15 protein-coding genes are annotated in these 12,404 nt (G+C 33.8%); 13 read left to right on the top strand and 2 right to left on the bottom strand.

Annotated features, from left to right (window positions below; all coding sequences use genetic code 11):
• Nucleotides 1–6: 6 nt before the first annotated feature.
• Nucleotides 7–693 carry a YetF domain-containing protein gene (locus tag ACQKNC_RS11160; protein WP_427424913.1) on the bottom strand — a complete coding sequence of 229 codons (687 nt, stop codon included), beginning with the start codon at nt 691–693 and terminating at the stop codon, nt 7–9.
• Nucleotides 694–983: 290 nt separating this feature from the next.
• Here ACQKNC_RS11160 and ACQKNC_RS11155 point away from each other — a divergent pair, with 290 nt between their 5' ends.
• From ACQKNC_RS11155 to ACQKNC_RS11110, 10 genes are all read left to right on the top strand, one after another.
• Entirely contained in the window at nt 984–1,790 is an 807-nt protein-coding gene (locus tag ACQKNC_RS11155; RefSeq protein ID WP_427424912.1) for an aminoglycoside adenylyltransferase domain-containing protein, read from the top strand.
• Between the two features lie 228 nt (nt 1,791–2,018).
• Nucleotides 2,019–2,576, top strand: a complete 558-nt coding sequence (locus ACQKNC_RS11150; protein WP_427424911.1) for a cysteine hydrolase family protein — start codon at nt 2,019–2,021, stop codon at nt 2,574–2,576.
• Nucleotides 2,577–2,956: 380 nt separating this feature from the next.
• Nucleotides 2,957–3,430: a GbsR/MarR family transcriptional regulator gene (locus ACQKNC_RS11145; protein WP_427424910.1), complete on the top strand. Its 474-nt coding sequence runs from the start codon at nt 2,957–2,959 to the stop codon at nt 3,428–3,430.
• Nucleotides 3,431–3,441: 11 nt separating this feature from the next.
• A complete protein-coding gene (locus ACQKNC_RS11140) occupies nt 3,442–4,260 on the top strand; it encodes an alpha/beta fold hydrolase (protein WP_427424909.1) in 819 nt (272 codons plus the stop codon).
• Between the two features lie 24 nt (nt 4,261–4,284).
• Nucleotides 4,285–4,857 carry a DUF1697 domain-containing protein gene (locus tag ACQKNC_RS11135; RefSeq protein ID WP_427424908.1) on the top strand — a complete coding sequence of 191 codons (573 nt, stop codon included), beginning with the start codon at nt 4,285–4,287 and terminating at the stop codon, nt 4,855–4,857.
• A gap of 543 nt (nt 4,858–5,400) precedes the next feature.
• The gene (locus ACQKNC_RS11130; protein ID WP_427424907.1) at nt 5,401–5,706 is read left to right on the top strand and encodes a hypothetical protein; all 306 of its coding nucleotides are present in this window, start codon (nt 5,401–5,403) and stop codon (nt 5,704–5,706) included.
• Nucleotides 5,707–5,736: 30 nt separating this feature from the next.
• Nucleotides 5,737–6,429: an ABC transporter permease gene (locus ACQKNC_RS11125; protein ID WP_427424906.1), complete on the top strand. Its 693-nt coding sequence runs from the start codon at nt 5,737–5,739 to the stop codon at nt 6,427–6,429.
• Between the two features lie 455 nt (nt 6,430–6,884).
• A complete protein-coding gene (locus ACQKNC_RS11120; RefSeq protein ID WP_427424905.1) occupies nt 6,885–7,628 on the top strand; it encodes an amidohydrolase family protein in 744 nt (247 codons plus the stop codon).
• 393 nt (nt 7,629–8,021) lie between these two features.
• Nucleotides 8,022–8,225 carry a helix-turn-helix transcriptional regulator gene (locus tag ACQKNC_RS11115; protein WP_427424904.1) on the top strand — a complete coding sequence of 68 codons (204 nt, stop codon included), beginning with the start codon at nt 8,022–8,024 and terminating at the stop codon, nt 8,223–8,225.
• Nucleotides 8,226–8,227: 2 nt separating this feature from the next.
• Nucleotides 8,228–8,719 carry a hypothetical protein gene (locus ACQKNC_RS11110; RefSeq protein ID WP_427424903.1) on the top strand — a complete coding sequence of 164 codons (492 nt, stop codon included), beginning with the start codon at nt 8,228–8,230 and terminating at the stop codon, nt 8,717–8,719.
• A 223-nt stretch (nt 8,720–8,942) separates the two neighbouring features.
• Here ACQKNC_RS11110 and ACQKNC_RS11105 read toward each other — a convergent pair whose 3' ends face one another.
• A complete protein-coding gene (locus tag ACQKNC_RS11105) occupies nt 8,943–9,854 on the bottom strand; it encodes a DMT family transporter (RefSeq protein WP_427424902.1) in 912 nt (303 codons plus the stop codon).
• 134 nt (nt 9,855–9,988) lie between these two features.
• On the opposite strand from ACQKNC_RS11105, the gene ACQKNC_RS11100 reads away from it, so the two are divergent.
• From ACQKNC_RS11100 to ACQKNC_RS11090, 3 genes are all read left to right on the top strand, one after another.
• On the top strand, nt 9,989–11,398 hold the full coding sequence (locus ACQKNC_RS11100) for a PLP-dependent aminotransferase family protein (RefSeq protein ID WP_427424901.1): 1,410 nt from the start codon (nt 9,989–9,991) through the stop codon (nt 11,396–11,398).
• Nucleotides 11,399–11,447: 49 nt separating this feature from the next.
• Complete coding sequence (locus ACQKNC_RS11095; protein ID WP_427424900.1) at nt 11,448–11,657, top strand: hypothetical protein; 210 nt, start codon at nt 11,448–11,450, stop codon at nt 11,655–11,657.
• A 498-nt stretch (nt 11,658–12,155) separates the two neighbouring features.
• Nucleotides 12,156–12,374, top strand: coding sequence for a hypothetical protein (locus ACQKNC_RS11090; RefSeq protein ID WP_427424899.1), 219 nt, complete (start codon nt 12,156–12,158; stop codon nt 12,372–12,374).
• Nucleotides 12,375–12,404 lie beyond the last annotated feature (30 nt).

Below are 12,404 nucleotides of genomic sequence, written 5' to 3'. Positions count from 1 at the left end.
ATCTATCTAATCAAATTTTTGGATAAATATTTTACCATTCGGTTGAATTTCTGCATAGAAAACTTCTTCAATTGCTTTTATATTTGCCTTTTTTAATTCACTATCTAGCCAGTCTTTATTTTTTCCAACTTCCAGTAAATTTTGTGGCAATAGCTTCCCATCTGTGATGATTTCAATGGGAATAAAAGCCGGAGATGAAGGAGCGAGTTTTAAATCAATCTTTTGGGTGCTTTGAAATTCAGGTTTTTTCAAAATACTAAGCATGCCATTCGGTTCTAAAATAGCATAGTCAATTTCTGTAATTGAAAAAACTTGATACTGTCTAATCATCATTGTTAGATCATCAATATTAATTTTAGTGTTTGCTAAAGCTTTTCTATCTATTTTGCCTTTTTTAATAACGATTGTCGGTTGTCCATCAAGTAAAGTTCTTGCTTTTCCGGATTTTAGAGCGATGTAACTAATTAAAGTAGTAAGCGCACACCAAACAATTAAGCTTACTAAAAATTTTGTGTATACAATTGTTTTTAAAACTACCATATTGGCTGCCATTGAACCAATTGTAATGCCAGTTACATAGTTAAAGAAGGTTAAGTGACTTAGTTGTTTTTTACCTAAAAACCTCGTAAGTGTCAGAAGAACAAAGAAACTAATAATCGTTTGAACAACTACTTGTAAATAACTTGTGTACAAATTCCCCCACCCCTTATCTAACTCCTAGAATACCCAATGAATTTTTAAAAGATACTCCAATAAATAAACAGAGTGGAAATCGAATTGATTAGTCTATTTAAGTGTTATAAAAAAATAACTGATTCAGAATCAGTACATTATTGATTCGTTTTCAAAAGTAGAAATAACATTTGTCTAAGGCTAATGCCATGAAAATCAACCCTACTTTTTGATGATAACCGCATAAATAATGGAAAATGTAGCGAGTGTTTTGGTAATATAAGTATTATTTGATTAAAAGGAGAGTTTTTATGAATTCTAGAGTTCCTACTCAGGTTCAAAATATTTTAAATGAATATATAAACTTATTTCAAAATAAACTACCGAATACGCTTGAAGGGTTCTATTTACACGGCTCAATTGCTCTTAACGCTTACATAAACGGTTCAAGTGATATCGATTTTATGGCAGTTGTCAATAGATCCTTAACCGAAGAAGATGCGAAAGTAATATCCGATCTTCACAAAGAATTAAATCGAAAATATAAGGATACAGGAATGGATGGATGTTATTTACTAGTTGAGGATCTTGGGAAGAAACAGAATGAGGTAAAAGGTTGTTTAAACGTAAACGAAGGTAACACAAATTGGAGTAATGATAATATTAACCCAATTACTTGGTGGATTTTAAAAAATAAAGGGGTTACTATTTTAGGACAGGATATAGCTACATATAGTTTTAGTGTTGATGAAAGAGTGCTTGAGGATTATGTTTTAGAAAATATGAACAGTTATTGGTCAAATAGATTGAAAAAGATAAAAAAATATAAAGCATTTTTAATACCAAATAAATTAGTTGATTTAGAAGTAGAGTGGTCAGTAACAGGGATTTTACGGCAATTTTACACGCTGCAAGAACAAGATATTGTTTCAAAAGTAGATGCTTGTAAATATGCATTGCATCATTTACCAGAAGGACTTCACAATATTATTAACGGAGCCATCAATATTCGAGAAGGTTCTAATATACGCTATTGTAATTCGAAAAAACAACGCATTGATGACACTATTCAATGTATGACTTACATAATTGAGCATTGTAATAGTGTAAAAAATTAATGAAATGTGGCTCATCATTATATGTTTTAGTGATGAGATTGGAATATTTTACCTTACCTATCATTACCTTTCATGGGAGATGTGATAAAATTAATTAGTCTTAAATGACAATATCATTTAGGGGGTAGATATTATGAAGGAAAATTATGCTAGCGTGATAAACAAAAAGGGGAAACCGTCTAATTAATATTTATATAACGTTTCCTCAAATTGAAAGGGGAAAATTATTTGAAACAAGCACTACTTATTATTGATGCTCAGCAAGAATTAATCGATGGCAATGAGAAAGAAAAGACTGTTTATAATAAAGAACAGCTTATTAGAAATATCAATTTAGTCATTGACAAAGCAAGAAAATCCAATGTTCCAGTAGTCTTTGTAAGGGATCTTGATATTGCTGAAGGTAAAGGGACAGGGTTCGATATTCATAATGGCATTAGCATACCTAAGGAAGCAAAGATTTTCGATAAAAAAGCAACGAATTGTTTCCATGGAACTGAACTTTTAAATCATTTACAATCTCAAGAAATTAAACATGTTGTTGTAATGGGCTGTTCGACACAGTACTGTATCGATAGTGCAGTAAGAACTGCGACAATTAATGGTTTGGATGTCACGTTAGTGGGTGATGGTCATTCAACTGCGGACAGCGATATTTTAAGTGCAGAACAAATTATAAAGCATCATAACAATACACTTCATGGTCATTATAATGTAGAACACTTTTCTGTTGTCAGAAATTCAGAAGAAGATTTATTTCAACCTACACATGATTCGTATAGATAAGAAAAAGTTTGTAAAGGCACTCATTTGATGGGTGCTTTTCTTTTTGGCCATTTAACATTACATTAAATAGAATAGATTTTGCGCAACTAAAGCTACTAAGGGATCTAATATATGTGCAAAATTTGATTTTTAAGAAAAAAGTATGAACGTTTTTTGTAAGCTAAATCGCTGACATTGTCTTTGCTTTTTAGTTAAACGCAATAACCAGTTCATAAAGCACTGACATTTGTTGTTAACTTGTAAGATTTATTTAATTAAACCGAGTGCAGAGATAAGGAAAAATAAGCTCAGAAATTATTGTGTATTATACCACTTATTGAAAAATGCATTTAATATGTTTAATATATATTAAACGTGTTAAATGTAAAGAGGTGGACGATATGGAAAACACTTTATTAAACGGTCAACAGAAAGAATTAATAGAGGATTTTGGAACTTATATAGAATCCTCAGGTGGTGCAAGAACACTTGGAAAGATATGGGGGTACTTGTTGATATCGAGTACGCCAAAGTCACTTGATGATATGGTGAGCGACTTGCAAATTAGTAAAGGCATGGCATCATTGTCAGTTCGACAAGGAGTTCAAATTTCTTTATTTCGGAAAGTAGGGATTCCTGGTAGCAAACGAGATTTCTATCAACTACATTCAGACGCATGGACATCGACTTTACATACGAGCATTGCACAAGGCGCAATGATGACACAATATTTGCGTAGAGCGAAGGAGCTAGTTCTTGAGGAACAAGCTGTATCAACAATCAATGAGAGTATTGAGTTTTTTGAATTTGTGATCCAACAGACAAAGCAAATTTTAGTTCAGTGGGAAGAACGTAAGAGTAGTAATACAAAGTAGGGGGAGTATTTATGCCAAAAGTTAATGCGAACGGTATCTCAATCCATTACGAAATTATAGGTCAAGGGACGCCTATTTTGTTTTTGCACGGTAGCGGAGCATCATGGAAAATGTGGGTGCCTCAATTTGAAGTATTCTCATCACGCTATCAAATGATTTTGCCCGATTATAGAGGGCACGGTGATTCGACAAAGGAATTTCCTAATAATAAATATGATCATCATATCATTGTGGAGGATATAAAATGTTTTTTAGATGTACTTGGAATTAGCAAAATTCATGTTGTCGGTGTATCACAAGGCGGTCAATTGGCTACGCTGCTTGCAATAAAGTACCCAACATACGTAGACAAACTCGTAATCTCTAATAGTTATAGTGAGATGCCAACAATCGCGGCTAGCTGGGTATTGTCGATCTCAAATTTTATTTTTAGTCTGCTTCCGTACCGTACTATTATAAATCTCATGATGAAATTTTATAAGGAGGATCTTTATACTCAACGGATTCTAAGAGATTCTTTTTCGATTGATAAGAAGATGTTGCTTGCAATGAAAAAAGCACCATTTCCAACCCATACGGATCAATTGCATCGAATAAAGTCACCTACGCTTGTAATGGGTGGTGAAGGAAAAGTTATTACCGGTGTTGATGAAGGAAAAGGATCCCGAACTATTTTCAACCATATTGAAAATGCAAAACTAGCATTATTCAAAAATGCATTCGATCCTTTAAGTACGATGCGCAGAGATATTTTTAATGAGATGATCATTGACTTTCTAGAGGATCAGCCTTTACAGCAATATAAGGATGTTGCTATGTTTAACAAATAAAATGTAGATAGAAAGGCGGATAGTATGACCATATATATTGCACTACTTAGAGGAATTAATGTAGGCGGGCATAATAAAATCATCATGGCAGAATTAAGAAGTTCTCTTGAGCAACTAGGATTACATAATGTGAAGACATATATCCAAAGTGGAAACATTCTTTTTGAATCAGGCGAAAACGAGGTGCTTTTGCAAAAGAATATTCACAATAAAATTAAAGAGGATTTTGGCATTTCCAGTGATGTTGTTATTAGGACAGCAGAAGAAATACAGCAAATTATTAGTCATTCCCCTTTTTCAGATCAGGAGATTTCCGAAGCGAATCATTCATGTAAAGGGGAATGTTTGCATGTTGCTTTTTTGCCGACAGCTCCTACTAAGGTCAATAGTGACAAGTTTTTATCGTATACAAGTGATCGAGAACTCAGTGTCATAAATGGAAGAGATGTCTATCTTTTATTTTATGATAGCATCCGGAATTCCAAACTTGGTAATAATATAAAAAAGCTTGAGGTTCCAGCAACTATCCGTAATTGGAAAACGCTCATGAAGCTTTCAAGTATGGTAGTAGAACTCAAATATAAGAAAAGTGAATAGTAATTATAAAACTTCACGGTTTGTTCAGAAATTATTGGGATTTATGTGGTAAACTAGTAATGTCAAGGTTAACAAATGTACACGCATAAAAAAGTCTAGGTATTCACAATTCTTTTGTGAGCCTAGCTTTTTTGTGTTGATGAATGGAACAGAACCCCAAATGTTAGTAGTTTCTAACATTTGGGGTTCTGTTTATTTTGTAGATTATCCCTACGAGAGATTTACAATTAATAAATTTGTAAGGAATGAGTAAGAAAAAAGAGATGATCGATTCGTACAATTAAAGTACATGAAAGGGGTCGTTTTAGTGTAATCAGGTTTGTGAAGAAAGGTGTGAGGGAACTGCCCGTAAAAGCTTGATTGTGAAGACTAATCGGAGGGGAAGATGAAAATACCAAATACCCACTGATAAAAGTTTCACATGAAATATTAGTTTCTTTGCAAAAAACACTCAATAGGAATGCCATTGAGATTGAAAGTATCAATAAATAGTGTCGCTCTTTTGAGGAGTATGTCTTAAATAAACGAACGGAGAGAGAATCCATGCTTAAATTGATGGAACTAGGATGGAAAAAATATCACTTATCTAACTATTTTATAAGAATAATCATTTGTATTGTGGCAACCATCCTCCCGATTGGTCATGTGCCATGGGGGGGTAAAGCAGAAAGTGGACTGATGTTTACAGAATATATTGGACAAATATCAATATTGAACATTCTTATTAAAACAATATTGATCATTATTTTAGCTGTTATTTTAATCCGTTTAAAAATGGATGAATACAAGAATCATTATAGTCCACCAATATTCAACATAATGAGTATTGTTTATATCATCATACAATAGGCTAATAAACTTAAGAGGAGAGATGATGCTATGTTAAAGTTACTAAAGCTGGAAATGAAGAAATTTAATTTACATTGGTATGTAAAAGGTGCGATTATCGCAAACATCATTATTACAGCAGTAGTGTGTTCCGTTATTTATATAGCACAAAGAGAGGGTGATTTACCCATTTCAACGTATCAAGATGTTTATGTACTGATAGGCGCAAGCGTGAGAGCAACGTTTATTGTGTTTGCCTCTGTATTAATTGCGAAACTAGTTATTGAAGAATATAAAAACAGGACAATTTTGATTATGTTCTCTTATCCTGTTAGTCGGAAGAAGCTGATCGCTAGTAAACTGACCTTGATAGCTTTCTTAACGGTTAGCACTATGATAGTGTCTAATATCGTTGTGGCTGGTCTATTTTTTTTCATTAATATTTATTTTCCAATCGTTCCATTTACATTAACTGCAAATCAGTTCATAGGTGAAGTCATAAGCATGGTTCCATTTGCTATTGCCTCAACAGGCACAAGCTTAATCCCTTTATATTTTGGGATGCGTAACCATTCTGTTCCTGCCACTATCGGTTCATCGTTACTCGTTGTGGCAATTGCTTGTTCTTATAACCCAGATATTTCTTTGGTGACCTTCATTCCACTTCAATTAGGACTTTCAGCAGTTGGAGTAATAATTGCATATCTAGGTATTCGTAATATTGAAAACGTGGATGCGATTTAAAGTGGTCAACAAAATCAGAAGACCTAAGTGAAACAGAAGAGATTTTGTAATAAATACGACAGAAAAAAGCATTGATTTGCGCACACAAAAAAATGTAAAAATAGAAAGCGACAAGAAATGGGAATGATTAAAAGTATTTTTTCAGCTGCAGTTTTGGGTGTGGTCTTATAAATTAAGTAGCATGATTTCAATTTGGAATAGTAAGAGAAAACAACAAGAGAATTGCTATGCAGTATGGATCATGGTGGAGGTTTTATAGCGTTAATTACAGCTGGAAGCAATGCTTTAAGGTATTTCTTATAAGGAAATATATTTTGGCTCAAGTCATATGTTGAAGGGGATATTTAACGACTTGGATGTTCTGTTTGATAAGAAAAAATTATGGGTTTACATAAAAAATCATATATTCCCTTTATGTGCTGTATTTGATAACGTAAAAGAAAGGAGGCGGAAAGATGAGAATTTTTGATGCACACTTTCACATTATTGATTTTGATTTTCCTATTTCCGAAAATCAAGGATATGTGCCACCAAGCTATGTTGTTGAAGATTACCAAAATGAAACAGCAACATACAAGATTGTAGGTGGTGCAATTGTTTCAGGTTCTTTCCAAGGTTTTGACCAAGATTATTTGGTCAATGCTTTAGAGAAAATGGGTTCTGCATTTTGCGGTGTTACGCAGCTACCATTTTCGGTGACAGATGAGGAGATTATGGATTTACATAAAAAAGGTGTACAGGCACTACGATTCAATGTGAAGCGTGGCGGCTCTGAAGATTTATCTAAGCTCGATTACTTTGCGAGACGTGTTTATGATTTAGCTGGTTGGCATAGTGAACTATATATAGATGCAAAAGATTTGCCTGAAATTGCCTCAACGATTGAAAAATTACCGGCGATATCTATTGATCATTTAGGGTTATCCGAGGAAGGCTTACCTCATTTGTTGCAACTCGTAGAAAAAGGGGTACGAGTAAAGGCGACAGGATTTGGTCGTGTGGAGCTAGATGTAGAAAATGCTTTGAAATCCATTTATGCTGTCAATCCAGAGGCGTTAATGTTCGGCACAGATTTGCCGTCTACAAGAGCAAAAAGGCCTTTTGCTTATGCCGATATTGAACTGATTCAAGAATTGTTTGATTCCAAGTCAGCTGAGAAAATTCTATATCAAAACGCGATGAATTTTTATTTCAAGTGAGTTTTTTTGTAGAAGTACCCTTATTCCGCATATTAAGTGCTATTGCCTTTCACATCAAATGTGGAAGGTTTTTTATTGTGCGATTTGAGAGTAATCGAATTGGTCAACAATTCTTTTAAGAAAGGTAAGCCCTTTCTTACTGCTACCTTAATAATAAAACTAGGATGTTTTCGAAATAATTCAACTAACGGAGCAATTTAGTTGAAGAATGTTGTTTAACTTTTAACAGTTTTATTTTGTTTCCTTTTGTTATGTCTCCCAGATATCTCCTAATACGGGTCTTTGTTATTTTAAAAGTCAGATTGTAAAGTTTACTTGACAATTTTAGTGATGTAAAGTAAACTTTACTTATCAAATAATGTACAGTTTGCTTTACATTTTAAAGGAGGCAATATGAAAAATAGAATTCGTGAATTGCGTAAATTGAATAAGATTACGCAGGAGGAATTGTCTAAACAAGTTGGGGTCTCACGGCAATCAATCATTGCAATTGAATCTGGAAAATTCAATCCATCTATAGAGCTTGCCTACAACATATCAAAAGCTTTCAATTGCACGATTGAAGAAGTGTTTATATTCGAAGAGGGGAGAATGTAATTATGGAGGTTTCTATCGGGGGTATTATTGGATTGTATGGAGGAATGATTTGTGGGATCCTTGGCTGGTGGTTCGGACGGAAAAAAGCTAGAGAAAACAGAGGTTTAGATGAGCTATACTACCATATTTGGCAAAATGCAAAATCCTATTCATGGTATGTGACATTAGGAGCGATTTATGTTCTCTTTTCTTTAATCATGTTTGGGATTGAATTAAGCAACGCAATGGTTTTAGGTATCCTTCTTTTAACACACCTAGGGAGCTGGGGTATAATTGGGATTATTTTGTCTATCAACATGTCCAGCACAGTCCCGTTGCAGCCTTCTCGTGTGAAGTTTGGATTAATCGTCATTGCTACGTCTATTATTGTTTTTACGATTATCTCGATCATGACGAAAAACTGGATGTTTTTACTATTAAGTATACTACCTAATTTAATCGGACTTTTTTCTGCATTTATACCAAAGAGAGAAGATTCCAAGTTAACCAAATAGATTTAAAATAAAGTCGTACCGTTTTACTCCTTTGGATATGGTTATCTAAAGGGGTGTTTTTATTTTGAGAAGGAAATGAACATCTAAATTGAAAGATCGATTAGGAAATTGCAGGTAAAAAATGAACTAAACTAGAATGAGACCGAGTTACTCATAAATATTTGAGTACTCGGCTTTTTTTATTTGTATGGATTGTCTATCGCTATTTCTCCAACCGAGATCATTAGATTAAATTCTGAGCATTCTTATTTTCCTTCATAACATTTTCTTTCTTAATATTTGCAATAAATACACCTATTAAAGTAATAAAGCCACCTGTTACGGCAGAAGAATGCGGAACCTCACCAAGCCAGATCCATGCGATAAGAAATGTAAAAACAGAGGTTAAATAAAGCGTACTTGTTGCTTCAGCTGCTCCTGTTCGTGAAGTAACAAAGGCTAGCGTAAAATAAGGAATGATTGTTGGGAAAATGCCAAGATATACAATGACTAATGTTGCATTTATCGGGGCATCCATTATGGCTTCACCTAGTCCGGGTGAAAATATCAACATGAAAATAGTGCCAGCCCAGATTGCGTACATTGTAAAAGGGATTGCCCCATATTTCTTAAGATAATGATGTTGAAAAACAAAGTATATACTTTCTGAAAGAGATGCTACTAAAACTATAATAATCCCGGTATTAAATGAAAAGCTTGTAGTTGAATCTCCTACGGAAATAAATGCTACACCACAAAAACCAACCAGAGATCCTACCCATCCCCATAATCCAAGCTTCTCACGATAAAAGAATACAGCTAACAGAGCAGTGAATATCGGTGTTGTTGAAACAAGTAAACTAGCAACGCCAGCACTAATCGTTTGTTCTCCATAATTTAGTGCTATTTGATACACGGAGAAACCTAAAAAGCCAAGTAATAATATAATTGGTATATCTTTCAATGCAGGTAAAGGAATTTTTGTGATAACTGCTATAATTATTAATACGAATGAGCCGATTAATAATCGTAAAAGTGATATATGTTCAGGGGAGTATGCTGTCAATGCAACTCGTATTCCTGGAAAAGCTGAAGCCCACAAAAAAATTGTTATGAAATGAGCAGATATAATTTTGAAATCTAATGTTTTTAACATGAATACACCTCGTTTTCTTTATCAAACAATAAATTGATGTTTTTAATGTTAATAGGACTTTGGTGAAATTTCTTCAACAGGTTAAAATAAAAAAAACCAACCAGTTTAAATGGGGTATACATAGGGGAGTACATATGAAAAAGCCAAAATATCAATTGATTATTGATTTTATAAAAGAAAAAATTGCTAAGGGAGAATGGGCAATAGGAAGTAGCATACCTAGTCAACGTAATCTGGCAAAACAGTTTGAAGTTAATCGTAGTACAGTTATAGCTGCATTAGAGGAACTAATGGCAGAAGGACTAATTGAAGGTAAAGCAGGGAAGGCAACAGTGGTCACCAATAATACTTGGACTTTGATGGGGGCAAAATCTTCGACTAACTGGAATGAAAATATCACTTTAGGAATTCATAAACCTAGCGTTTCTATGGTACAAGAGATTAACGAAGCGGAATCGAATACGAATCTTATTCAACTGAGTAAGGGAGAATTATCACCTGAGATGTTTCCGTTAGAAGAGATGAAATTCATTGTTCAAAAGGTATCAAATCAATTAACCTCTTTTGGATATGAAGAACCAAAAGGAAATATAAAATTACGCCAAGCAATTAGTGATTATTTAAATGTAAGAGGAGTCGAAGCATCACCGTCGTCGATTCTTATAGTTTCTGGTGCACTCCAAGCTCTACATTTAATTTCAATTGGACTCCTAAAAAGAGGTTCAACGGTATTGTTAGAAATGCCGTCCTATCTTTACTCGTTGACTGTTTTTGAGTCTGCGGGGATGGAGTTGCAAGGATTAGCGATGGACAATGAGGGGATAATAATAGATTCAATTTACCCGATAAAGGAAAAAGGAAAGAATATTATTTATACGATTCCAACCTTCCACAATCCAACAGGTGCCTTAATGCAAGATGACAGACGAAAAAAATTAATGGTATATTGTGAAAGAGAGCAACTGCCGGTTATAGAAGATGATGTGTACCGTGATTTATGGATTGACAATCCACCACCTAAACCACTGAAAGCAATGGACTATTACGGAAATGTATTATATGTTGGGAGTTTATCAAAAACCCTGAGTCCGGGATTACGAATTGGTTGGGTAGTTGGTTCGGAGTCAGTCATTAATCGATTAGCAGATCTAAAAATGCAATCCGATTATGGATCTAGTACGCTTTCCCAGCTCGTTGCAGCAGAGTGGTTATCTAGTAATTTATATGATGGTCACCTTGAAAAGGTAAGAGAACAACTTCGGATTCGAAGAAAAGTTGCTTTAGATGCAATGGACAAATTTTTAAGTCCTTACGCTACATGGGACATCCCAAAAGGTGGATTGTTCATTTGGGTCAAAATTAAGCCTGAATTTAGAGTAAAAAGGCTATTTGAGAAAGCATTATCCTGCAATATCCTTCTAAATCCTGGTAGTATTTATGCTGAAAAATCAGGACAGTTTATACGAATCTCTTATGGATATGCTTCACTCGATGAAATAAAAGAAGGCATATTCCAATTAAGTGAAATTATTAAAGATCAATAGAATTATTATGGAGCAAGATAGTATAAAATTTCTCGAATGGAGGGGTTAAATGAAAATATTAAAGAAATTGCCGAAAAGTGACCCCAATTTACATTTAGATTTAGTTAAAAATGGCTGGGTTCCGATGAAAGAACCTAAGAATTTAATAAGTGTTATATTTTTATCGATCCCTTTAATGATGGTCGCTTTAATGATCTCTATTGGAGTAATAAATATTTATTCCGGTATTTCTTTGAGCGGTTTTGGATTTAAAAAGTAAAGGAGCAAACACTTATTGGAAAAAAGCTCAGACTGAACAATACGGGTAAAGATAACGAATTTCATCTTAAAAGGAATAATACTGTTATAGAAACAAAATTTGCAACTTCAATTGTTGGTTAGTGTGTTATTTCCATTTATTAGAGTAAATTCTATTGATGTAGCAATTGAATATTCTTTTACAATAGACGCTGTTAAGGCATATGTCCGTGGTCTTTTTTGGTTAACAGAGATGAATTACTACAAAATCTCGAGGCGCACTACTCGAATTCAAAAGCATCCATATGGCTACATTGCAAACAGAGTGGTATTAAGGTTGGTGTGGAGAACAATTATTAAACGTAAAAAGGGGAGATTTTTAGAGTTGGAAATAGTAATATATTTAAGCTGATAGCCAAAAAAGTTTTTGTTTGGAAATTTTACGAGTGTAAACGAAAATGAACAAACACTTCGAGGTTCTTGTCAGTGGGATAATGAATTAAACGTGAAGGTGGGACTATTGGAATTGTTTATTGTGGCAATATTGATTACATTAATTTTTGGCAGTATTTCTTATATGCTGTTGAAGCATCCTGAGGGTGCTATACAGATGAGTTCCTTTTCAGATAAATTCAAAAAGAAACCATTTTTAGAAATGTTACTAAAGTTTATGGGTTGGTGGTTTTTATTACTTGTGATAGCAGCGTGGATTGTTGCATTCATCTCCTTGTTTGAATGAGGTTATAAACTTTTTGAGGAAATTTGACAG

Origin of the sequence: Lysinibacillus sp. NPDC094177 (assembly GCF_050279145.1) — a bacterium.
Taxonomy (GTDB): Bacteria; Bacillota; Bacilli; order Bacillales_A; family Planococcaceae; genus Lysinibacillus.
The sequence above is the reverse complement of the archived record's forward strand: the minus strand, read 5'-3'. Positions and strand labels throughout refer to the sequence as shown.